The following is a 22,975-nucleotide window of genomic DNA, read 5'->3' on the forward strand; positions in this document are numbered from 1 at the left end:
GTTCACGAACTCCCCGCCCCCCACTTTCAACTAAAACCTGTCACAAGACATGTAGCGAAGTATTAGCGCTGAAAATCAGCCGCCTGCTCACCGCTGAATGCCCGCACAATAGTCCGAGTGAATCGGTCATTCATCTGCGGGACCTGATCCCCCGGTACGAACATCGCTTGGGTGTTCTCACCATCTGCGGGGAAGGGATCTCCGCTGAGCCATTCACACGCAAAGGCTACGTCCAGGTAAGTCGTCTGATCGCCATTTTCATAGGTAACCGGGCCAACGACTTCAACGCTCAGCAAGCGCATGGCTCGTACCTGACATGCAGTCTCTTCGAGGATTTCTCGGCACGCGGCCTGAGCCGGCTCTTCACCCGGATCGATAATTCCCGTCACCGGTGTCCACGCGTGATTATCGGCGCGTTGAACAACAAGTACCTCAACCGAGGAGGGGTCGATGGGAGAGCACCAATTAATCGCGGCTCCATCACGGCCTCGTAAGACGACAGCGGTGCAACCTGAAAGCCACAGCATGGAATGCCCCACGTGCCGACGTAATTCCAGAACAAAATCCGGTGTTGCCATGAGTTACTCCTTAGCTCACAGTGTCCAGATAAATGGAACCAAGAAAATTTTGACGATGATCGCGAAGGCGAACAATGTCGCGTAAGCGGCCTCGATACGCTCATCAGCAACACGAGCATCTGCCGCTTGCAATACCGCCGGCTGCCCCAAGAAACCTGCAACAGCCCCCGCGGTTCGCGGCGCAGACAATCCCAGATATCGGCCGGCAATCGCCTGAGCGGCGCAGCACACCGCTACGATGATCGTCGCTAGTATCGCAGCCTTCCAGCCCTCCGGACGCAGCAAAAGATCAACAAGTGCGGGCCCCGCATTTAAGCCCAAAGCAGCCAGGAACAGCATCAGTCCTACGGAGCGAATCGTGATATTCGCTGAGGCGGGAAGCGTCCACACCAGAGGTCCGGTTCGGCGGAGTGCCCCCAGCAGCATTCCGACAATCAGAGGTCCGGCCGCAGATCCCAGCTGGAAGGTTGCCCCACCAAACATTGGGAAGGGGATCGCCCCCAAGGCCATACCCAGAACCATGCCGATACCGAAGGCCATTCCATCAACTTCACTGACCCGACGCTCCGAGTCACCCAAGAAGCTCTGGACGTTATCAAGCTCCTCCTGCGGAACAACGACTGCCGCATGATCACCCAGATTGAGCTTGAGATCATCACGTGCCAACAGGTCAAGATCACCACGACGGACTCGGGTAATGGTCGCACCGAAACGAGTCGCTAGATTGAGCTCAACAATTGCTCGTCCCGCGACGTCAGGACTCGACACAACAATTCGTTCAAAAGCAACATCGGAGCGGTCATCAGCCAAGTGATCGGAAACCTGCGTTCCCAACTGCTCAACGACCTCGGCAATAGCAGAGGTTCCACCGACTAGAACAACAAGATCGCCGGCGCGAAGTTCTTCACCGGGAATCAAGACACGAGTGTGACCTTCGCGTTGAAGGTAGGACATACGTACGCGTCCTTCGCGCCAAGCGAGAATCTTTCGCGTCAAGATCGGACGGTCCACCCGAACAGTAACGGCGTCGAGGCCAGCGCCCGCGAGCGATGGAGTGTCCTTCTCCCCCAGCCACTTTCGCGTCACCGTCATGGTGACAACAACGATTCCGACAATCACACCGATGGGGTAACCAAAGGCATAGCCAACTGCTGCCTGAGGATCGCCACTGACTCGCGTCGCTGCGTCTAGCGCCGGCGCAGCGGTCAGCGCACCTGTGTAGAGCCCGGTTACGAGGCCTTTGCCCAGTCCCAGGAAATGTCCTCCGATCGTGGCGACGACCGCACCGACAACACAGATGATTGTGGCCGACCCCAAAAGCGAGGTCTGTTTGCGAAGGTCGGAGAAGAAGGTGGAACCGGCCGCGATACCAACCGTGTAGACGAAGAATGCTAGACCGATCTGTTGGATGATCGCGGTCCCCTGACCGGCTTGGGGTGAATAAGCAGAGACAAGTAGGCCCACAAACAGTGCACCGGCTGCACCGAAACGCAGCGGCCCAAAGCGGATCGCGCCTAGAAAAGCACCCAGTCCGACAACCAGGAAAATCGTCAAAAGATGGTTCTGTGCGAGGAATTGGGCCATAGGTCTAAGGGTAGTGGCCAAATGGCTAAAAAAGGGACGCAAGATGGGCGTGGAGTGTGAATACACCCACGCATCCAATCGCATTGCACCCAGAATTCTTACAGATACCGTCCAGCATGTTACCGTTCAATAAAAGGACAAATACGGAAGGATCCCTCCATGACAAATCCCCAAGCGGGTTGGTACAGCGATCCCTCAAATCCCTCACAATTGCGGTGGTGGGATGGGACGCAGTGGACGAATAACACTCAGGCAGCACAGGGTGCCGCACAGGCATCAGCTCCCCAGCGTCCAGTAACGACAACCTCATCCTCGTACAGTGCTGTTCCCCAAAGTCCTCTTGCAGCAAATAGCGGCTCTGCTCAGGCGCACTACCAGGCACAACAGGGTGGTTATCCCCCCGCTCAGGGAGGAATTCCAGGCACATATCCAAGCCAGCAACCCGTGCAAGGTGCGCCTCTCGCCGCGGGAGGGTTCCCCCCACGTCCTGCAAGTTACACGGGCACTCCGGCGACGGCATCAACCATCCCCGGCTCTCCCCTGGCTCCCGCAAAGCCGAAGAAGCCTAAGGCTCCGAAGAAACCCCGCAATAAGCAAAAGACTTGGGCCATTATCTTCACTGTGCTGAGCGTTCTTTTCATCGTTCTTGGCTTCCTTTTCCTTGGCGCAGCATCACGTAATAATGCGCGAGCCAACACGGTCAATGTAGAACTTCAGCCAGCACGTCAGTCCATCAGCGAATTGCAAAAGCAAGTCGATACGTTGAATAAGCAGCTCGGGGAGGCAGGCAAGTGAGCACGAACGGACCCCAGATTCCGAATCAGGGACAGGCAGCAAACGCAACCCAAGCTCAAGCCGCGACAGAGGCAAGCCATGCTGAAGCAGCACAGCAGAAGGCAGCTGCGCCCAAGACCGCTTCATCGAAGCGCTTATTCCTGATTACTTCGATTATCTGCGCTGTGTCATTGGTCTTTGCGCTGGTGACTTTCACGCAGAATATGGTCGCTCTGAACAGGTACCACTCGTTGGAGAATGAATCTGCGCAGTTGGAACAGCAGGCGCAGACCCTTCAGGAACAGCTCGACGAGGCACAGACGAAGCTCGCAGAGAAGCAGGTGAAACCCTGGTGCGATTCGGTGAACGCTGACTCAACAGGCACTCGAGAGAAGATTGACCAGCTTCTTAAGCAGCTCAAGATGATCGATCCCAGCGAGAAGACAGTCCGCAACGTCTGCGGCGATAAGTACTCGGCGCTGACCGCCTCTCTGGATTACTCACGCGTGAGCGCACGCACCGAAAACGGGACGATCAAGTGCGAAACGGATGGCAACCACGTTCGTCTCAGCGGCACGATCGATCAATTCAAGGGACCTGAATTTGCTCAAAAGACAAAGACGAAGGCCGATCTCACTTTGACGATCACCTACACCCTCGAGGGCACAACAGATACTGCAACCAGCATTGTCAAGGTCCCCGATGTCACTCCGGGTGGTTCGAAAGACTGGAAGAGTGAGGCAGACCTTCCCGGTCGGGCACTGACCTGTCGAGTCACAAACCTGCAGTGGTGGCCAAGCGATCTCAAGTAGAACGCTTGATGCTTCGGCAGCTATAGCTTGAGGGGGTACGCACTGTGGCGTACCCCCTCAACACGTATTTCAGCTATTTGCGAGTGTTACCTCAGCTATGTGCAAGTGCCTGACGGACCAAGGGGATCAGCTTTTCACGCGAAGGATCCACGGCCTCGGCAAGGAACTGCTCACGGTCGGTACCTTCGAGCCCCTGAGCGACTGGTTCTTCGCTGTCCTTGGGAACTGAGAATCCAAAGACGATCACATCAACGATCTTTCGAATGGGCATCTGATTGGCTTCGGCGGAGTCATTCACGCTACCTAGAGCCTCGAGGTAGAAGATCGAGAGGATCTCTCCCATGATGTTGGTGGGCAATAGTGCGCGCCGCCCCATGCGTTCCAAAGCGGATTCGAGCATCTGGGTCACAAAATCAGCAAGCTGGTTGCGCTGATTTCCAGGAATTCCATCTGCATCGGGGTGACGCATTTGGTACAGGCGATATTCCATCAGGAGGATATACGCCGTGCGCCCCTGCGCGGAAAGACTGTCGAGGGTATCAACAATGCGTTCTAGGGTGAGCGGCCCTTCGATTGAATCAAAGGCCTGCGTCATTTCTGTTAATAGCCGCGTTGAGTATGCAATAAATGCATCTTCCAACAGCTCATCCATATTCGAATAATTCGAATAGAAAGCACCGCGGGTGAATCCGGCACAGGCCACGACCTCGTCGATCTTGGTCCCTGCGAAACCTCGCTCCACCAGAATTTCAATGGCGGCGTCAACCAGGCGTGAACGCGTATTCGCACGCGCCCTGCTTTCGCCTTCTGCACGCTTCTTAACCACAGCCACCTCCGCGGTATATCTAACTACGTCGAAAAGTCTAACGAGATTTTCCTGCTGTCACACGCGGAAAATAAGGGATTTTCACGCTTTAAGACCCAAATCTGAAGCTGCGAAAGTCGCAGCGCCACCACGGGGGCATATCATGTGTTTCAGGGCATAATTTTTTGGCATTTTATACGTTTTTGTATCGGAGTTTTCTATGGGTCAGTCAATTGCATTCCTGCCTTTGAATTCGGGAGCCTCTATTCCTCAATTTGGCTTTGGGACCTACAAACTGACCGGTCAAGACGCATATGACGGCGTTCGTGATGCGCTCGAGTTGGGATACCGACATATCGATACAGCACAGATGTACGGGAACGAGGCCGAGGTTGGCCGCGCCTTGGCCGACACTTCTCTCGCACGCGAGGAGATCTTCGTCACTTCTAAGCTGAATAACCCCAATCACGAGCCTGATATTGCCCGCGAGAGCCTTCAGCGCTCATTGGAGGACTTGCAGCTGGACTACTTGGACCTGTTCTTGATCCACTGGCCGCTTCCGATGTTCTACGGGGGCGACATCATGCCGACTTGGCGCGCAATGGAAAGCTTTGTGGATGAGGGCCTGGTGCGCTCTATCGGAGTCTCTAATTTCGAGGCCCATCACCTTGCCCCGATTCTTGAGCAGGGGCGCATCATGCCCGCTGTTAACCAAATCGAATCCCATCCCTACTTCACAAACCGCGAGCTTCACCGTTTTAACGCTGAGCATGGAATTATTACCGAGGCCTGGGCTCCCCTGGCTCGAGGAGCTGTCCTGAGCGAACCAAGCATCATCGAGATTGCCCGCGAGGTCGGCGCACGCGAATCTCAGGTAGTTTTGCGTTGGGCACTTCAACGGGGAGACGTTGTCTTCCCCAAGGCCTCGTCACATGAACGCCGAGCAGAAAACCTTGATGTTTCGGGCTTTGAGCTGACTGCGGAGCAGATAGCTCGAATCGATGCATTGGACCGTGGAGAAGCGGGACGCACCGGTAAGCACCCAGATGTCATGGACCGGATGTAAAACTTTCGCTTCAGGCGCAACTTATATCGTTTTTCGATGTGAGACAGGGCCGTATTTTGTGGGTACCGCTGGGCTATCGTGAAGCTATGACACATGCATCTTCGACCGATCTTGATCGCGTTCTTGCTTCTCTTGATCCCACGCCCAGCGGTACTTACGCATTCTCTTTGGTTAACGAAATCCCCCAGAATGTCGACATTTTTGCGCTGATCCGCGACGAGGATTCCTACACTGTGGTTGTCGAGGAAGAAGCCGCGCGCGAAGCAGGAATCAACCCCGATGAGCTGTACACACGAATTGACCTGGGTTCTTCGACCGAGCTGGCCGCGATCGGAATCACGGCATCTATCGCTCAGATCCTTGCTGCGCGTTCAATTACTGCGAATTTCATTGCCAGCCGCCGCCACGATCACCTCTTTGTTCAGCCTGATCGCGCTCAGGAGGCAACGGCTCTTCTTGAAGATCTGGGAAGGCGCGCAAAGGGCTGGCTTCCCGCCTGAAATTTTCCTGTTCATCAGACGCGGAAAGGCGTTCGGAATAAAGTAGAAGCATGGCTGTACTACCTACGGGAAGCGATGAGGCAATCCTCCGTCTAGCCGACGGCACGGTGAAACAGCGAAATCTTCTGACCGGAACTGAAGTGTGGACAGTTCCCGGTCGAGCTCATCGTCCCCTGACTCGTCCCGGTTCCACGCCACCCCTGATCGATCATGATGCTGATGGGCATCATTGCGCATTCTGCTCGGCGCGCTATCTTGAGACTCCGCCAGAGAAAGCCCGCGTGATCCGCACACACGCAGGGGAATGGGAAACTCTCCACGGCCTCGGCGCTGAGGAACTTGGAGATACCGTTGCAGAATTTCGGCGGATTCCCAACCTTTTCGAGATCGTTTCGTATAACTATTGGCACCTCAATCACGACCATGTTCCTTCCGAGGCCGAGCGGCGCAGGATGGCGGAGTACCTTGCCTCGCCCCAGGGTTACGACCACGTGATGCACGTGGTGCGCGCACGCTTCATGGCCTCCGGCGGGAGCGAAGAAGAGTTCGCCGCTCTTTCGGATTCTGAGAAGCTCAGTCAGGCAAATGGTTTCTTTTCGGGCGGGCATGATCTGATCGTTGGTCGTCGGCACTATGTTGATGGGGCGAAGGATACGTCCCAGTTGGCATCGGCCGGGACGCTGACTCCCGAGGAACACTTCCAGTACATGTCGATGACTGTGCGGGCGATGCGGGACCTGTACGACTTGGATCCAGCCGTGAAGTATGTTGTGGCTTTCCAGAACTGGCTTAAGCCCGCGGGCGCGTCTTTTGATCACCTGCATAAGCAGCTTGTGGCGATTGATGAGTTCTCGACTCAGACGCATGACGAGATTGAGCGCGTACGGACCTATCCGGGAATCTATGACGAGCTCTTGAAGATCGCGGCGACGCGTGGGCTAATTTTGGCGCAAAACGATCATGCTGTGGCGATGGCTGGGTTTGGGCATCGCTATCCCTCCTTGGCGATTTGGCCACTTCACGCGCCGGCTGAACCCTGGGAGTACTCCCCTGAGCAATTACGAGGCATCAGCGACCTTGTGCACGCAATGCACGCGGCGACGGGCGCGGAGGTGCCGTGTAACGAGGAGTGGTACTACCGGCCCCCGAGTTCATCAATTCCTATGCGCATGAGGATTTTGATCAAGTGGAGGATCTCCACAATCGCCGGTTTTGAGGGCGGGACAAGGATTTACCTCAATACGATCGATCCATGGTCCGTGCACCAGCGGATGCTGGAACGCCTGGTTGTTATGCGGGATGAATGTTCGATCGCGCCGATGAAGCTGGGCGAAGAATGCAAGGTCACGCCGCTGCTGCTGAGGTGAGGGTTTTAGGCGGATTGCCGTCGTTCGTTTGTTGTTTGCGCGCGGTCAAGATGATCGCTTTCCCGGTTTATCGGGCATAGTAAAGGCGAGAGACCCGAGGCCTGCCCGGGGTAACTGGTGGGCTGGCTGGCTTCCCTCGCCTTATACAAATGTTGGGCCTTCGGCCCCCGCGTTGAACCGTGCTGTTATTTCAAGCCTGGCGGAGGGTACCAACCCGACAGGTCAAGCGTAACAGGGATTTATCAGGAAAGCCAGGCTTGGCTTGCGCTGCATGCACACCAAGAAACCGCGTGGAAATTGTTTGGGCGGCAAGTAGCAGTGAGACAACATTGATTTGTAGCCCCGCGCGTGCGGGGAAAATGAAGAGAGGGAATTAGGCGTGCTGCCTGTCGTACAGGCAGTCCTCCCAGTACTCCCGGATCAGTTCTTCGTTGTACCCCCTTACAAGGCCGTCGATTAGTTTTTCCGGGATGTCTACTCCGTAAATAGTGAGGTCTCCGATGATTTTCATCGTGAGCGATTCGTCCTCGGCTATTTCAAGAAGGAACTTACTCTTCTCATCTTCGAGAACGGGAATAGGAAGGATACTGTCTGCATATTTGATGAGGTCTTCGACCGTATACATTGCCTCAGTCATGATCACTCCCTCACTCAACTGGTGTCAATTTACCATTTGATGCGCGAAGTACACCTACGCCTCCAATGGGATGTGTAGTAATTGTTGCGCCCTTTGTCGCGTGTTTGCCTCTCACGCTTATCTGCGCACTCCATTAACTGTGCTGTATGCGTAAATTCGGCACCCTTGTTGCGTAATCCTAAGAGACGTCGGATTGGTAATTGTTAGAAACGCGGCCCTGATAATGTCGGTGTTGCTCCAGGTTCTTGGGAAGGCGATTTGTCCTGGCCTCATTTCGCGTTCTGCTTGCCTGTATGAGTGTCCGCCCGTGCGCTTCCCATTTGCCTTTGTTGTCCCGTAAAGAATGTGATCAATCACTGCCTGCGTTGGGCTCATCCCCGCGTGTGCGGGGAAAACAAGAAGCGACACAAGTGCCACGTGTGCTCAGAGAATTCGCCCAAGATGACATTGCGGCTAGTGCATCTCGCGCCATCACAACCTCCTGCATTCGAAATACAGTCGATCCTGCTCAACGATTCAGCATCACTGCGATTCATTGAACATCAGGCCCTTCAACCTGACAGAAGCCAGGATAAAGACCGGTACCTTCATTTGCGTCCAGTTTGGAGAAAGAAAACGAAGGAGTTTTTCAGAGGGTTTCAGACACTACCTCACGCTTTATCACGCGCTTCAACCAGACCTACTTGACTGGCCGGCTGAAAGTAGCCGAAACATCCTGACGTTGACCCAATCCAAAAGAATCGAATGATCTTCGGGTTATAGGACAAAACGTGTTGGTCGGGGGTTAGTCCCAGGTGTTGTGGTAGGGGGTGGGGTGGTGGAGTTCGTTGAAGCAGATTGCGTCGCCCCAGCCGGGGATGGTTCCGGTGGGTTTGTGTGGCTTGTTGCCAGGCATTTTCGAGGGCGCGTCGGTGGGCATGGTGGCCAGGATTATCGCTGCCGGTTCAGGGTGAGCAGAGTGGGTGTAGCACCACCAAAACACGGCTTTCATGCGTCGGGTCAGGCGCAAGCCTCTCCGTGGCTGCTTCCAGGTCCTCCGCGCACAAGAGTTGTTGTCCAAGAGCGTATAAGCCTCGCGAGGCCTCCAGTTTGGGGCACGTCGTGGTGGCTTGGCGAATACGGCAATCGGTGCGTCATGGGGTGACAAAAAACGGCGGGGATCACCTCCACCTTGCCACTAATCTCGTGCGTTTTGATGGGCCGCATACCAAGGTACGGCGCAATTATCAGAAGGCTCAAGCTACCGCTAATATGCTTGAGTACAAGTACGGGTTGGAGATTCTTGATTCGCGCGGGCATGGTCGTGACAGTAACGGTATTCAACCGACTGAGCAAGCTCGCGCGTTGCGTGGAAGGAAAAACTTAACTGACCGTGAAGCGTCGGAATTTCGCGTGCGAGCAGCGCTTGTTGTTGCAACGGCCGAAGCAGAGTTTTTGCGAGAGTTGCGTGGACAAGATGTTATCTTCCGTCCCCGTTACGCGCGTGGCGATACCAACGTCGTGGTGGGAGATTCGGTCGCGTTACGCCCCAGACCTGGCAGTCAACCGCACTGGTATGGTGGGTCGAGTCTTGCTTACGATTTGACGTTACCTCACATGAGGCAGAACTGGTTTGACTATTCTCATACTCGCCGTGAGGCGCTGGAATTGTGGCACCATGCCGAACGCGCTACTCGTCCTGATCGCCCAAAGCATGGTGGCGATTACGATCGAGCGATTGCTGATTTGACGGTTGAGACAATTGAACGGTCGCGTGCGCTTCCCCCTGGAGACAGAGTTGGTTTAGCGAATATCGCAAGCGATCTTGCAGGCGTGCATGCTGCGCTTGCGCTTGATGTGGGGAACACCTATCCCCGTATCGCTGCGACCGTTCGCGCGTTTGGGCGTCTTGCTCAACTCAAAGATGCCCCTCATCAGCATCGGGTTTCATCGCTGGCAGTTCGTAATGGTGTGCGTGCTATGCGCGCAAGTCGTTCGTTCGGTAAGCACAATCGTGGTGTAGCTATTGCTGCCTCCATGATTGAGATTTCTATGGCGCTAAGCGAAGCTGTCCGCCACCAAAAGCAACGTGATACTGCGTTGCGTATCATTGGCGAAGTTTCGAATCTGCAGAGCGCGTGGGATCTGCAAGACCTGAGTGCTGCCGATGAGTTTCGTATGTATTATGTATATTGCTGAACGTCGCTCGCAGGCGACGGAGGGTCGTTCACAGACAAATGTTGCAGTCTTGGAGCGCCCTGCTGTTTCAGAAACTGATGCGCCCATTGACACTGTCACACCGAGCCGCGGACTGATGACGTGAGTACTAATGGGGATTCAAGAAGCATGAGGAGGCAAGAATTCTTAGCCAACAATCGCTTCTTGAATGTGCTTAGAAGTAAAGGTAAGAGGGAAGGTACGACCACTCCCCCGCCGGTGGCTACACGTCCTCGTCCCCGCTCGCAACCTCCTCACGGGCGCGCGAGATAAGGAGTCGGGAAGTTGCGTGTGTTCTCAACATTAGATTGCGGAGTGAGTTTTGAAGGATGGCGGAGACTTACATGACTGAGCCACTGATTCAGGGGATTGACCTATTTTGCGGAGCTGGTGGGCTCTCCCTTGGGCTTCAACAAGCTGGTATCAACATCGTTTTAGGGATTGATAATAATCCGGCGTGCAAGTGGGCGTATGAACATAACATTCACGCTCCTTTCCTTGAAGCGTCCGTTCGGGATGTTGAGGCGAAGGATCTCAATAAGGTGTGGGCGGATGCGCCTTACCGGTTGCTCGCAGGTTGTGCGCCATGTCAGCCGTTTTCTCAGCAGCGACGTGGCAGGGACACCAGTGAGGAAGAGGCGTGGGATCTGCTTGATGAGTTTGGCCGTTTGGTTCGTCAGACTCGACCCGAATTTGTCACGATGGAAAATGTTGCGCCGTTGCGTTTTCAGCCTGTTTTTGAGCGTTTCCTTTCGACGCTACGTGAGTGTGGGTATTGGGTGGATTACACGGTGTTGAAAGGTGAAAAGCATGGTCTTGCTCAAACACGTCGTCGTCTTGTGCTCGTAGCTTCTGCTCTTGGTTCGATTGAGATTCCCGAGGACAGTGGCGTTGTGGCTCCTAGTGTGAATGATGTTCTGCGCGGACTACCTACTCTTGTCGCTGGACAGGCAGATCCGCATGATCGTTTGCATTATGCTCGGGCTTTGTCTCCGATCAATCTCGCACGTATTCGTGCATCTGTTCCTGGGGGAACATGGCGGGACTGGCCTGAAGAGTTGCGTGCACCATGCCATCGCAAGGCGAGCGGAGCATCATTTCAATCGTTTTACGGAGTAATAGATGGGACGAAGCTAGGACCAACGATCACCACTGAGTTTTATAACTACGGCTCAGGACGTTTCGGGCATCCGTCACAGCCACGCACGCTCACTCCACGCGAGGCTGCGCTCTTGCAGGGGTTTCCTCGTGACTTTGAGTTCATTGCTCCATGGGAGAAGCCGAGGCTGACACGTTTAGGAAAACTCATTGGCAATGCAGTTCCCCCACCATTCGGTAAGCACGTTGGAACGCTTATAATGAGTTGTGCCATCAACGATGAGGTAGCCGAACACTAAAGGATTCATATGAGCACTCCAAACACCAGTTTCTCGTTTGAAATTTCGTTGACGGTACTCAATCACCTCGGACGTCAGCTGTATCGCAATTTCATCACTATTCTTGGTGAAGCTATCTCCAACGCTTGGGATGCTGACGCTGAACACGTTGAGATCACGTACGACCGTAAGTCACAATCAATGTTGATTGTTGATGACGGTGAAGGCATGGATGCTACCGACCTGCAGCATCATTTCTTACGAATCGGTTATTCCAAACGTAAAGACCGCAAGTCGACCCGTTCTGAACGGCTTAAAAGAGCTTTTATTGGAGCGAAAGGCATCGGCAAGCTGGCATTGTTGTCGTGCGCCGATATGGTAAGCGTTGCGTCGCTCAAAAACGGGTCATCAGTGGTTGGCTGTCTGATCGATAACTCCGTTCTCGACGTTCAAATCACGAATGACGGTAATCCTCATGATGTGCAGCTTAGCGCACCCGCTCAGCAAGCACTTGATGCATTGAGCACGAAACAACATGGGACTGCGCTCTATCTCGAAAACGTTCGAGTACAAAACAACACGTGTGACACACTTCGTCGGCTCATCGCCCTTTTCTTCACTCACACGATCCGTGATGAGAGTTTTGAAATTCGGTTCAATGACGATCCAATCACTGTCGAAGATCTTACAGACCTTGCAGAACATACTCAATTTATATGGGTACAAGACACACCCGATGACCCTTATCTTGCGTTGTGTCCGTCAGCAACACGAATGTCGAAGATTGAGTTTGCTCCAGGAGTTCACGGTTTTATCGCGTCTGTTCACAAGCCATCACATCGACAAATTCGAGGCACGGGGGAGCACCTAACAGTGGATCTGTACGTGAACGGGCGTTTACGTGAAAAAGATATTCTGCGTCGTTGCCCCGATGCTCGTCTTTTCACGCAGTACCTCTATGGGCAGATCCATTTTGATGAACTTGACGCCACAATTGATGCAGATCCTTTTACGTCGTCACGAGAAGGCGTCGTTGATGGGAACGAGCAGTTTGACACAATGCTTGGCGGGCTCACAAAAGCTCTTGGCACGATTGCCTCACAATGGGATTCGTGGAGACGTGAATCGAAGCAGACAGGTGATGCTGAAAATGAGAGTATCCGTCCTGTCGAACGCGCATCTGAAGATCTCGCTCATGCAGTTGAAGATAAGATCGCTAGGTGGATTGATCACATTTCGCGCGCCGTAAACGATCCTCAGATCGCCACAATCGGTAAGAAATGGCTTAACGAGGCTGGTCAAGGAAGCACGCAAGCGAGTATCCAGTATCAGTTTCTGTTCACGCTTGAAAATCTCGCTCGCACCGCAATCCGAGAACGCCACCTCCCTTTAACAAGGGGAGCGCGCAAGGAGGTGGAGCATGGGAAACGCTCAGAGGAGCAATTGTTTGCCAATGACAAGGCAAAGCCGAGTTTTCGCAGACAGACTGATGATCCCGCCTACATAGGTATTCGATATCTCCTATCTTCATTGAACAGCTACTTTGATGATCCTGATCTGACGGTGATCCCCGATTCCTACAAGATTGACGAGAAAGAGCTTCGAGTCATCGCATATTTGCGTAACATCATCATGCACACCTCTGGGCTCAACGACGCAGGTGAACGCGAGTTCTATCGTCTCCTGCCTCTTCTTCTCGAGAAGGCGTTGTCAATCTTCAATGACGATGAGGTAGCCCATGACTCCCCTCTTGACTCATAGCCGATCATGATATTCACGTGTTCATATGAAAGTCTTGGCGCAGTTCTTCATAGTAGGGCTGGTATGGTAGGTGGTCTTTGTCGGAGGTGCGTACTTCGTGGCGGTCAATACAGCGTTTGAATGTGCCCTCGGGGCTGAAGAGTTCGCGCATCATCGGGTCAGCGATATTGACGAACCATGTGGCTAGGCCACTCATTGTGTCATCTTGGCGGGCTGCTTCCCATGATCGCCATAGAATCTGGATGCGGGTCAGGGCTTCGGGGTGGTCAAACCAGCGTTCGCACCAGAGCGTGGTTGATCGGCCTAGGTCACGCCTGTATAGGTAGGACAGGTAGTCCTCGAACCAGGTAGGCGCATCAGGGTAGAGCAGTTCGGGGGCAGCCGCGTCTGTTTCTTTGTGTTCATTTTCTTCTTCAAGGTCATCGTTCATGAGAGGCTCCCAAGGGTTTTATCGGCTACGTCCGGTGGACTGGGTGCGCGGGCGAGGCCTTGGCGTAGCCGATACCGTAGTCTTTTTACCCAAGAGAGCGCGCAGGCCTTTGAGGGCTGAGGTGGGGAATGATTCTTTCGTGATACGCACAGATGTTTGCGTCTGAGCCGTCCCAACGTAGTGTGCTTGCGCTTGGGCTTCACGGGTGGTGGTGTAGCTGACTTGTGCTCGCGCGTCGTCAACATCGCCGGTCGCGTCCTGAGCAGCAGTGGTGGCCATATCGGCGCGCGTGCGCATTGCGTCCTTTTCTTCTTGGCTGGCAAGTCCTAGTGAGGCTTCCTGGTCGGTGTGTTCGCTCTGGTGGCGAGCGAGGGTTTCTTCATCGCGCGCTGCTGATTCGAGGTGAAGCATCTGGTCAAGCCTGGCGTTGGCGTCGTTGGTTTCACGCTGGGCGCGGGCGAGCTGGGCGCGCGTTTCTTCGAGGGTGCGGGCAGATTCAATGACATGGCTCAGGGTTTCTTTGACTTCGCTGGGGAGCGTCGAGTTGTTGAGGCGTTCTACGAGCTTTGCTCTCTCGGTTTCGTCCGTCACGATACTGAGGTTGCCTGTCAGCTGTCGGGTAAGAGTGTTTTTGAATAGTAACTTTCCCGCGCGACAAAGCCGAAAAGTCACCCTTCCAGCAAGACGTGGTGTCCTATAACCCTAACCCCAGATTCCTTGCACCCAGCACCGAACTAACCTGCCGAACAAAAAAACTTGTGGCCCCAACATCAGTTGGGGCCACAAGCCTAAACGCGGTAGCGCAGGGATTTGAACCCTGGGTGGCTGTTACACCACACAGCATTTCGAGTGCTGCACCTTCGGCCGCTCGGACACGCTACCTCGGCACTCCACAATAGCGGATCTGGCAGGATGGGGCAATTCCACGCCAACATAGACGAAGCGACCTAGACTGACCACATGGCAAAACGGCGTATCGATCCAGCAGAAGGCCACAGCGCTCTCCTCACGTGGTACCGCGCCCCAGAAAGCGCTTCGCGACAAACACTCTTCACCGCAGTGCGCTACACGCTTGAAGAAATTGCCGAACTTCACCCCGGTCGCGCCGTCGAACTCCGCGTTCCCCCGGCCGGTGCCACGCAAATCCTCCCGGGTACAACTCACCGCCGAGGGACTCCCCCGGCGGTGATTGAAATGTCGCCAGAAACATGGCTCAAACTGGCATGCGGAATACTGGATTGGAATGACGCGCTCTCGCGCGGGGACCTTCAGGCCTCGGGACAGCGCACCGATCTTTCCACGTATCTTCCGCTATTTTCTAATTTGCGATAGCCGGCTGATCAAGATCCGACAGGATCTGCGATGCGGCTTCAACCGGCGCAAACCACTTATTCGTCTTGTTCACCACGCCGCGCTGGGCGATCGCTGCGATAGCTGCAGAAACCGCGGCAAAAGCGACCACGGAAACCAAGGATGCCGTGCCATCATCATCTTGAGGTGCAGCCTGTCCCGTCACAGCCTTCCACCCCAGCTCCGCGGCCTTTCCGGCCACGAAACCGACGGCCATCGACAGCCCTGCGGTAATGAGTTTCTGGCTAAGACTGCTTCCCATGATGACTCCTTGCGTCAGATAGCATCGAACACTCGATACTGACATTTTGCCCTATCACCGCAGGAATATCTCTCCTTCCATGCACTATTGCTTAGACTGGTACGGTGCGAAAGACCAAGACCGCCTCCCCGTCCACCCAACGCTCAGAGCATCTGCGCCGCCTCAGCATCATGCTTCTTGGCACATTAGCCCTCAGCGCGTGTTCCCCCTCCATCCCACAGGGAGCACAGTGGACGGATGATCCCTTCCGCACAGACTCAACGTCTTCGGCTCAGGGGACCACGGCCTCGGCAACAAAGAACCGCGCAATCGCAGGCAATACTGACGGAATTCCACGAGGAAGCGGAACCCTACGCATCGCTTACGCGCCGGGTTGGCAGCTTCCCGCTGACTACGTCTCTGCGTTCGAAGCTGCCAGCGGATACACCGTTGAGCAAACCGAGTACACTCCAAATTCTTCGCAAAATGCCGACGTTATCTTTGGCGTCGATTCAAAACAAGCCGCGGCTTTGGGGACAGCAATCTCCATCGGCAATGACCCGGTATGCGCGTGGGCCGATCGCTCATGGTTCTCCGCAAATAGCAAGGCACTCCCCTCTTCGCTCAAGGACCTTTCCTCTGCAAACTTCGCTCCCCTGACCGCGATCCCTTCCCAAGATTCCGAGGCCGGGGCCGCTTTTGCCGCAAAGGCCAGCTCACTCCTCGGCGAGGACTACGAGGACTGGAAAGGAAACCTGAACGACGCGCACTCGATCGCTCCCTCCGCAGCGGAGGCCCTGGGACAGTGGAGCGCTACCCTTGCGGATGATCACCTTTCACTCATCTCGGGTGCCACCAGCACGCAGGGATCCCACCAGCGTCCGATCCTGATCTGGGATGCGCGCTTGGCGGTTGCTGCAGCCTCCAATACCGGCACCGAAAGCCGCGCTGAGGCTATCCCCGGGACGTGCGTGGATTCAACCATCTCAGTGGCAGTCCCACAGTCTTCTTCAAATTCCGAAGCCGTTCGCTCCTTCCAAGCATTCCTCGAATCCCAGCTGGGGAAGAATGCCGCGGCCTATGCGGGACTTGCCTATAACGATGGAGTGCCCGAGGACTCGCAAGCCGCGTGGTTTATGAAGCCGGTGAAGTAGGTAGGACGCCTGCAACCTTTGCTTTCGCCTGAAGCCGTTCTTTCTTACGGTCTCTGACCCATTGGTGGCAGGCGCGCGCAGAAAGAGCCAAGAGGGCAAGCACTCCCAAAGACGAACGGATCAGCGTCATTAAGACGATGTGAGTCGCACCCGAACTGGCAATATCTGCAGCGCCGAAAATAATGTCGGCGCTCAGAGCTGTCAAAAGGATAATTCGGGCACGAGGGTGTCCATTCCACGTCATAACAGCAGTAATGATTTCCATGACAAGAAGCATCAAAGTCACAAGGGCGACAATCAGCCTCAGCGTCAAAATGTAGATTTGCGCATTGGCAGCATCATCAATGCCGATGACATTAAGTGCAATGTACTTCCACGGATTTTGAAGGATTAGATAGGTCTGGAACAGCTCGGTTGCAAACATGAGGGCAACCAGGACCATACCGACGACCAGTTGGACTGGGCGCTGGCGATCTGCTTGAGAATCGACATCATGAGCATCTGCCATTTCATGCGCATCATCATCGTTGGGCTCAACGTCGTGAACGTCCAGTAGATACAGATCGCCATCGGTGATGACTCGGTCGCCACCGCCATTTTTGTCGTGGTATGAACTGAAGAAATCGGGAAGAATCTCAAGCTCTGCCGCAGGGTTAGCAAAGAGGACGTCATCAACAATGAAGTTGCGCTCGATGTCGATATCAGCATCGATCTTATGGGTGATTTGGAAGGTCAAAAGGCTCAATCCGACAGCGCGATCAAAGGTTCCCGCTGCAAGCCATTCGACGCGACGACCGCCTGGAAGAACCCAGCCATCAGGCGTCCGCCAAAAACGCACGTGATGGCGTTCTGAAGAACGACCGGGAACGCCTTTTTGGTAGGCAAAGTCCTGCTTACGTCCAAAGAGCACAAGGTTTGAAACTGGCGCAGCATCGTAGCTTTTACGACTGACGAAGGCGCGTATTACTCGAAGAACGGTGTGGGGCGTAATCGGGTCAGCACGTACCCATCCAGCTTCAGTCATGGCAGCGTGAATATCGATCTCACTGCCGACAAGAGCGAGGTTTACTGGGTCGCCAAGGAGACCATCAGCAGTCCTCGTTCGACCGATGAAATAGTCGGGAACATAGAGCCACGTGAGCAACTGATGGATTCTGGGGAGTGCGAGGTATGCGGTAACGGCCCAGCAGATCAGGAACCATGCGATAGCGGTGGGTTTGAGCTTGATTGACCCCGCCAAGAAAACGTAGGCGAGCCACAGTGTTGCCACACCGGAGAAGATAAAGAACAGGGCATCGACAACATCATCGAAACCCCAGTCACGATCCTGTGTAAACGAGAGTTTGTCAGATGCACGCTGGTAAACAGGGGCTTTCTGGGGACGCGGACGCGAATGAATGGAGGCGTTATCGCCTTCATAGTTCGACTCAATGGCCGATACGCGATTCTCGCTCATGTCCCTTCCTCATGCGTAGACGTGTAGCCACAAGCCTAGTCTGAGAAGGCTCATCCTTCCGCTTTTCTGAGAATATTCATTTTCATCTTTTGCACCTCAACACCGCAGGCTTTTCGAGCTCACATCATCGGCATAAGACTCGAAGAAAAGAGATTGAGGGCGCCCGGAAAGAGACTCAACAGGCGCCCTCGTGGAGACGCAGAATGTCAGGGGGTGTTTTACGTCTCCGTTCCTCACGTTAGCGCCGGCAAGAAACCATTCGGAGGTTTTTACTTCTGTGTTTTTCTGGGAAATTTCGTTTGAATGAGAAGGTTTTGAACGCAAATGACAACCTTGTCTACCCCAATAAAACAGGGTGATGCGATTTACATGAACCAGAAGTGTCAGCACCGGAGGCGCACCAAAAAAAACACCCTCCAGCCTTAAAAAGGACTTTAGTCCCGGTTTTGGCTGGAGGGTTGTTTAACTCAGCAAACTCAACGCTCAGGCGTGCGCACGAATGTAGTCCGCAAATGCCTCAATAGCCGACTTCACAAATCCCTGAGTTGCCGCATCAATAAAGCGACCATCTTCACCGATATCCTCATGCGACATCTTCACGAAAACCTCGGGCTGCGTCATCAACAAGGGGTTGAAGAACCCAAGAGTCTGACGGGTTGCGATCTGCCCAGCAGCAGCACCAACCGCTCCCATGGATGCACCCACGACATAAACAGGCTTACCACCGATGGGGTTGGATCCCCACGGACGACCAAACCAGTCGATAGCATTCTTCAGACCACCGGGAATCGAGCGATCATACTCAGGAGTTGCAATCAGAACCGCGTCGGCGTCTTCAAGGATCTTCTTGAAGTCAGTGGCGATCTGCGGGTAGTTCGCATCGTAATCAGGGCTGTACAGCGGCAGCTTCGAGAAATCAGCCTCAACAAATTCCAGATCAGCCGGAGCATCGGCAATCATCGCACCAACCAGCTTGCGGTTAATGGAGTTCGAGGACAGCGAACCAATGATGTAAGCGACCTTGTACGTCATGGGATAAGCCTTTCATCTAGGAGCCGCTTTCAAGCAGCACTGCAGATATAAACGCCACCTAGATTCCGGTTTATTCCGACCTAAGTCCTAGATCACAGAAGATTTACCAGGCGCCAGTACCACCGGTTCCACGTTTGCGATCTTTGTTTTGGCGCTCCTCGCGATCGGTTTGCTCCTGACGCTTTTGCATCTCTTCACGCTTCGCGCGTTGCTCTTTGGTCTCTCCCTGATAAGGATCCTTGGACTTGTCTTGGTCCTGTTTATCCTTATCCTGATTCTGCTGATCCTGGTTTTGTTTGTCTTTATCCTTGTTGTCTTGGTTTTGCTTATCTTTGTCTTGGTTTTGCTTGTCCTTATCCTGATTCTGTTTGTCCTTGTCCTTGTCCTGATTTTCCTGCTTCTGAGCCTGCTGCTGCTTTTGCTGAGCACGATCATGAGCCTTGTCAGCATCGGCGCCACCGCCGCCGCCCTGCTGATTCTGGTTCTGCTGATTCTGCGTCGAGGCCGCGGACTGACACGGGGCCACAACCTCTCCCATTTCTTTATAAATTTCAGCAGCGCGCGCACGATCCGTACTCATCGCCGCATCACCCTGCTTTTCCAGAGCAAGCGCCAAATTCATTCTGACGGTGCATTCATAGGAGTAGGTCTCAATTCGACCATCCTCGATCTGCTTCGCCTTCGGAACCCGGTCCCAAGCAATGCGCAACTCAGCGACGGCCTCGTCAGGATGATCAAGCTTCACATGCTGCGTCCCCGCGTTGTAATGCGCAACCCAGCTGGCAGGGCCAAGATCTCCCCAATAAATCTGCCGTGAATAGGATTTCAGTGCACCCTCGTTATTCCCCGCGCGCGCACTGCGACCCGTATTCCATGCCCACAGCGGCAGGACGGTCATATAAATTCCGACAGCTAGCGCAACCACAACAATGGGGAGAGACCACCACAGAGGGCGCAATAGTTTCCCGTTGCGTCGCGGTTTCTCCGCCCCGTTCCTCTTTGCCGAGGCCGGGGTCGCGCTGGGGCCACCATCTCCCGTTTGGGCGTCAGTGGCGGCCTCGCCGTCTACAGGAGGCTGATAGAAAGCAGTAGGACGCTGTTCCTTATCGCTGCGGCGCTTAAATCGCACGGGTCCTCCTCAGCGCGTGGATACGACCCGCAAAAATAGCGGCCTCCCAAGCTAATAGCACAGTCAAAACAAGGGCGGATGGCCACAAAATATAGCGCGAGGTTTGGATCGTATCGTTTGCGTCGGCAACATTTCGCGCATTCTGAACCGAGGATGAAGCTGCTGAGCTAATGGCGGAATCATTGGGTGACCGAACCATATCGATACCAAGTTTTTGAGCGATCTCGTTCAGCTTCTTGACATCAATCTTCGAAATTGCGTCGGGGTTTCCGGGCTGGGAAAAATCCTTGATGTATTCGGGATTCGAGCCATCATTCTGCTTCCCCAGAGCGGCAACCTTCATCTTCCCGCCCTCTTCGGTTCCATAGCCAATCACCAAGCCTCCCGTCAGGAGGGGCTTGATCTTGTCCCACTGCTGAGAGTCGCCTCCACCAGCGCTTCTCCAAGCAGAATTGTTCGAGGTCTCACCATCGGTGAATACGAAAAGCACGCGGGTATTTTCAGGATGCTTATTTGCTGCTTCCTGCATTTCTTCCGCAATGTATTGTGCGGGGCGGTCCGGGGACGAACCGCGCGAAGAAGAACTCACTTCCTGGGTCAGTGTCGAAACGAAGGAGCGAACTGCACCAAGGTCAGAGGTCAGGGGAAGCTCGGTATCGGCCTCGGAATCCCACGTAATAATGCGATAACGAGCACCGGGAGCAGCTTGAAGAATCTGCTCAACATCGTGGCTCACACCTTGAAGGCGAGTTTTTCCACCTTCCCAATCCTCAGCGGCCATCGAACCCGTGCGGTCAATCGCAAGCCAGACCTCGACATTGGTCGTCACTTTCTGCGCTTCACCAGGAACTGAGGGACCAATCAGGATCGAGAGCAGAGCGCAGGTGATAGCGCCTCTGCGCACCAGATCCGATGTTCTAAAAGGGCGATGACGCCGGGCACTCCACCAGGAGAAGAAAGCGCACGCTGCAATGATCACAATGATGATTGCAACCGACATAAGGGGTCGGAAGGAGAGCGACAATATTCCTCCTGCGGATCGGATCAAACACTGGCAAGTATAGTGCCCATCTCAAATTCATCCTCTAGGGGGATCTATTTGACACCTGAAGTGCCCCACGACTAAATTCATTTCTGTATCATGGTGTCCTGATACACACCACAAAATTTAATTGAGGCAAGATGAAAACCCTCCGAAACATTGCCGCCGGTTCACTCGGACTGGCGCTCGTTTTTTCCTCTCTCACCGCCATGGATGCTCAGGCCGTTGAACGCGTTCCCGGGCAAATCAATGGTGACCGCAGCTCCGGCTGCGTCGTTGACTGGACCGCACGTGCCATGCTCGATCAGAACATGGAGAATATCCCGGTCGGACTCCGCAAGGGCCCTTACTCCACTTCTGGCTTCATGGAGAGCGTCCACCCCGACTACGGCAGCAAGGCGGTTCTTGAAAATCATCACTGGTTCAACCCGGTGAGCGATGTCCAGTACTGGCGCATCCCGATCGGTGCCGAGTTCGGGATCCTTCCCGGCGCAACACTGACTGTGGATCTTCCCGACGACATGACCAATGTCCGTCTGATTAGCGACCTGAGCACTGAGGTTAAGAACACCACAGTTGATCAGTTCATGGAGCGTCAGACCTTCGGTGCACTGGCACGCAAGCTCGATTGGGATATTGTCCCCAATGCAACCCAGACCGATGCAGCACGTAATATCTGGACGCTGACCTTCCCGAATGGTCTGCCGGAAGGCCACGCTGCGGTCGTTGAATTCGTCGGAACCGGTGACCGTACGAAGCACTACGAGGCAACCTCTCACTTCCGCGGCCTGCGCGAAACCGACGAGAAGGGCAACGCATGCCTGACGACTCCTGAGCCTGAACTCACTGTTGGACAGTGCCAAGCCGGAGTCGTTGGACGCACGACTTTCTCGCCCTACTCGAAGGATATTGACCTTCGCGAAAAGTTCTCCGATCGCTGGCAGGGAACCGGCGCTCTCTGGGGCGAGGCCGGAGCTGACGGCTGGGATCCTTCACGCCAGTACTCTGATGCCGCCGGTGCGACGCGTCGTATGCGCTTCTACGCTGCAACCAAGCGCGAGCTGAACAATGCAACGATGACCGTGAGCGCTCCCCAGGGTGCAACCTTTGACGAGGCCTCGATCGCCTCTGCATTGACCCCCGGTGGCGGCGCTCTGGTCGCCAATGGCTTCTCGCAGTCGGTAACGGGAATTTCCAAGCCGACCGTGAGCGCGGACAAGAAGACCCTCACCTTCACGATCGCAAAGATGCCGGAAAACTCCTCTCTGAGCGTTGAGGTTACCGCAGTGCTGACCGGCGAAAAGGCATTCGATACCCCAACGTCGAAGCCCATGGTCTTCTTCCACACTCTGGTTGGTTCTATCCCCGGATGCGAAGTTTCGCCGACTCCGACCACCCCGGCAACTGAGCCCACTCCCGACAAGCCTCAGGAGCCCAACAAGCCTGAAAATCCCAAGGCTGAAAACCCGAAGAAGGCAGGCCCTCTGGCACACACCGGTGCCACGAGCGGAATGGTTCTGGGCGCAGCAGGAATGACCTTGATTGCTGGTCTTCTTGCAGCTAAGCGTCGCAAGGCCTAAGCGCTTCAAGCAATAAATCATTGTGGGGCCGCAGCTGATGCTGCGGCCCCACAAATGTATTCACGAGCAATCGAGTCAGAATCAAAGAGCGCCGTCTAGACCCCT

At 54.6% G+C, this 22,975-nt stretch carries 23 protein-coding genes and 1 tRNA gene; 11 read left to right on the forward strand and 13 right to left on the reverse strand.

What is annotated here, in order from left to right:
- Positions 1-62: 62 nt before the first annotated feature.
- Together ADG72_RS03465 and ADG72_RS03470 are read right to left on the reverse strand one after the other, a co-directional pair.
- The gene (locus ADG72_RS03465) at positions 63-578 is read right to left on the reverse strand and encodes an NUDIX hydrolase (protein WP_048712280.1); all 516 of its coding nucleotides are present in this window, start codon (positions 576-578) and stop codon (positions 63-65) included.
- Between the two features lie 15 nt (positions 579-593).
- Positions 594-2,162: an aspartate:alanine exchanger family transporter gene (locus tag ADG72_RS03470; RefSeq protein ID WP_048712282.1), complete on the reverse strand. Its 1,569-nt coding sequence runs from the start codon at positions 2,160-2,162 to the stop codon at positions 594-596.
- A 159-nt stretch (positions 2,163-2,321) separates the two neighbouring features.
- Between ADG72_RS03470 and ADG72_RS03475 the strand changes: the two genes are divergently transcribed.
- Together ADG72_RS03475 and ADG72_RS03480 are read left to right on the forward strand one after the other, a co-directional pair.
- Positions 2,322-2,957, forward strand: coding sequence for a DUF2510 domain-containing protein (locus ADG72_RS03475; protein WP_048712284.1), 636 nt, complete (start codon positions 2,322-2,324; stop codon positions 2,955-2,957).
- Complete coding sequence (locus tag ADG72_RS03480) at positions 2,954-3,748, forward strand: hypothetical protein (protein ID WP_048712286.1); 795 nt, start codon at positions 2,954-2,956, stop codon at positions 3,746-3,748. The genes ADG72_RS03475 and ADG72_RS03480 overlap by 4 nt, the downstream gene beginning before the upstream one ends.
- A gap of 91 nt (positions 3,749-3,839) precedes the next feature.
- Here ADG72_RS03480 and ADG72_RS03485 read toward each other — a convergent pair whose 3' ends face one another.
- Entirely contained in the window at positions 3,840-4,574 is a 735-nt protein-coding gene (locus tag ADG72_RS03485) for a TetR/AcrR family transcriptional regulator (RefSeq protein WP_048712287.1), read from the reverse strand.
- A gap of 199 nt (positions 4,575-4,773) precedes the next feature.
- Between ADG72_RS03485 and ADG72_RS03490 the strand changes: the two genes are divergently transcribed.
- The 3 genes from ADG72_RS03490 to ADG72_RS03500 all read left to right on the forward strand — a co-directional run bounded on the left by ADG72_RS03490 (position 4,774) and on the right by ADG72_RS03500 (position 7,486).
- A complete protein-coding gene (locus ADG72_RS03490; protein ID WP_048712289.1) occupies positions 4,774-5,619 on the forward strand; it encodes an aldo/keto reductase in 846 nt (281 codons plus the stop codon).
- A gap of 86 nt (positions 5,620-5,705) precedes the next feature.
- Positions 5,706-6,119, forward strand: coding sequence for an ACT domain-containing protein (locus tag ADG72_RS03495; RefSeq protein ID WP_048712291.1), 414 nt, complete (start codon positions 5,706-5,708; stop codon positions 6,117-6,119).
- 50 nt (positions 6,120-6,169) lie between these two features.
- Positions 6,170-7,486, forward strand: a complete 1,317-nt coding sequence (locus tag ADG72_RS03500) for a DUF4921 family protein (protein WP_048712292.1) — start codon at positions 6,170-6,172, stop codon at positions 7,484-7,486.
- Between the two features lie 373 nt (positions 7,487-7,859).
- Here ADG72_RS03500 and ADG72_RS03505 read toward each other — a convergent pair whose 3' ends face one another.
- Together ADG72_RS03505 and ADG72_RS08865 are read right to left on the reverse strand one after the other, a co-directional pair.
- Positions 7,860-8,123 carry a hypothetical protein gene (locus ADG72_RS03505; RefSeq protein WP_048712294.1) on the reverse strand — a complete coding sequence of 88 codons (264 nt, stop codon included), beginning with the start codon at positions 8,121-8,123 and terminating at the stop codon, positions 7,860-7,862.
- Between the two features lie 784 nt (positions 8,124-8,907).
- Positions 8,908-9,042 (reverse strand): hypothetical protein, encoded by a 135-nt coding sequence (locus ADG72_RS08865; protein WP_275043133.1) that lies wholly within the window; start codon positions 9,040-9,042, stop codon positions 8,908-8,910.
- Positions 9,043-9,224: 182 nt separating this feature from the next.
- Here ADG72_RS08865 and ADG72_RS03515 point away from each other — a divergent pair, with 182 nt between their 5' ends.
- The 3 genes from ADG72_RS03515 (at position 9,225) to ADG72_RS03525 (ending at position 13,456) form a co-directional block, all read left to right on the forward strand.
- The gene (locus tag ADG72_RS03515; protein WP_157857679.1) at positions 9,225-10,301 is read left to right on the forward strand and encodes a hypothetical protein; all 1,077 of its coding nucleotides are present in this window, start codon (positions 9,225-9,227) and stop codon (positions 10,299-10,301) included.
- A gap of 362 nt (positions 10,302-10,663) precedes the next feature.
- On the forward strand, positions 10,664-11,716 hold the full coding sequence (locus tag ADG72_RS03520; protein WP_192831725.1) for a DNA cytosine methyltransferase: 1,053 nt from the start codon (positions 10,664-10,666) through the stop codon (positions 11,714-11,716).
- Between the two features lie 9 nt (positions 11,717-11,725).
- Positions 11,726-13,456, forward strand: a complete 1,731-nt coding sequence (locus tag ADG72_RS03525; RefSeq protein ID WP_048712299.1) for an ATP-binding protein — start codon at positions 11,726-11,728, stop codon at positions 13,454-13,456.
- A 13-nt stretch (positions 13,457-13,469) separates the two neighbouring features.
- On the opposite strand, the gene ADG72_RS03530 is transcribed toward ADG72_RS03525, so the two are convergent.
- From ADG72_RS03530 to ADG72_RS08655, 3 genes are all read right to left on the reverse strand, one after another.
- On the reverse strand, positions 13,470-13,886 hold the full coding sequence (locus tag ADG72_RS03530) for a DUF4913 domain-containing protein (protein WP_048712301.1): 417 nt from the start codon (positions 13,884-13,886) through the stop codon (positions 13,470-13,472).
- 18 nt (positions 13,887-13,904) lie between these two features.
- Complete coding sequence (locus tag ADG72_RS03535; RefSeq protein WP_048712302.1) at positions 13,905-14,477, reverse strand: hypothetical protein; 573 nt, start codon at positions 14,475-14,477, stop codon at positions 13,905-13,907.
- A gap of 204 nt (positions 14,478-14,681) precedes the next feature.
- A tRNA-Ser gene (locus ADG72_RS08655) sits at positions 14,682-14,768 on the reverse strand.
- A gap of 78 nt (positions 14,769-14,846) precedes the next feature.
- On the opposite strand from ADG72_RS08655, the gene ADG72_RS03540 reads away from it, so the two are divergent.
- On the forward strand, positions 14,847-15,218 hold the full coding sequence (locus tag ADG72_RS03540; protein WP_048712304.1) for a sterol carrier family protein: 372 nt from the start codon (positions 14,847-14,849) through the stop codon (positions 15,216-15,218).
- Here ADG72_RS03540 and ADG72_RS03545 read toward each other — a convergent pair.
- Positions 15,205-15,498 carry a DUF4235 domain-containing protein gene (locus tag ADG72_RS03545; RefSeq protein ID WP_048712305.1) on the reverse strand — a complete coding sequence of 98 codons (294 nt, stop codon included), beginning with the start codon at positions 15,496-15,498 and terminating at the stop codon, positions 15,205-15,207. The genes ADG72_RS03540 and ADG72_RS03545 overlap by 14 nt on opposite strands.
- A gap of 104 nt (positions 15,499-15,602) precedes the next feature.
- Between ADG72_RS03545 and ADG72_RS03550 the strand changes: the two genes are divergently transcribed.
- The gene (locus ADG72_RS03550) at positions 15,603-16,631 is read left to right on the forward strand and encodes a hypothetical protein (protein ID WP_048712307.1); all 1,029 of its coding nucleotides are present in this window, start codon (positions 15,603-15,605) and stop codon (positions 16,629-16,631) included.
- Here ADG72_RS03550 and ADG72_RS03555 read toward each other — a convergent pair.
- The 4 genes from ADG72_RS03555 to ADG72_RS03570 all read right to left on the reverse strand — a co-directional run bounded on the left by ADG72_RS03555 (position 16,612) and on the right by ADG72_RS03570 (position 21,272).
- Positions 16,612-18,087 carry an LssY C-terminal domain-containing protein gene (locus tag ADG72_RS03555; RefSeq protein WP_048712308.1) on the reverse strand — a complete coding sequence of 492 codons (1,476 nt, stop codon included), beginning with the start codon at positions 18,085-18,087 and terminating at the stop codon, positions 16,612-16,614. The genes ADG72_RS03550 and ADG72_RS03555 overlap by 20 nt on opposite strands.
- Before the next feature lie 483 nt (positions 18,088-18,570).
- Complete coding sequence (locus ADG72_RS03560; protein ID WP_048712309.1) at positions 18,571-19,119, reverse strand: NADPH-dependent FMN reductase; 549 nt, start codon at positions 19,117-19,119, stop codon at positions 18,571-18,573.
- A 103-nt stretch (positions 19,120-19,222) separates the two neighbouring features.
- Complete coding sequence (locus ADG72_RS03565; RefSeq protein WP_048712311.1) at positions 19,223-20,248, reverse strand: hypothetical protein; 1,026 nt, start codon at positions 20,246-20,248, stop codon at positions 19,223-19,225.
- Positions 20,238-21,272 carry a vWA domain-containing protein gene (locus tag ADG72_RS03570; RefSeq protein WP_239667643.1) on the reverse strand — a complete coding sequence of 345 codons (1,035 nt, stop codon included), beginning with the start codon at positions 21,270-21,272 and terminating at the stop codon, positions 20,238-20,240. The genes ADG72_RS03565 and ADG72_RS03570 overlap by 11 nt, the downstream gene beginning before the upstream one ends.
- A 158-nt stretch (positions 21,273-21,430) precedes the next feature.
- Here ADG72_RS03570 and ADG72_RS03575 point away from each other — a divergent pair, with 158 nt between their 5' ends.
- A complete protein-coding gene (locus tag ADG72_RS03575; RefSeq protein ID WP_048712314.1) occupies positions 21,431-22,870 on the forward strand; it encodes a hypothetical protein in 1,440 nt (479 codons plus the stop codon).
- The last annotated feature ends 105 nt before the right edge of the window (positions 22,871-22,975 follow it).

Origin of the sequence: Trueperella pyogenes (assembly GCF_001070855.1) — a bacterium.
Lineage (GTDB): Bacteria > Actinomycetota > Actinomycetes > Actinomycetales > Actinomycetaceae > Pauljensenia > Pauljensenia pyogenes_A.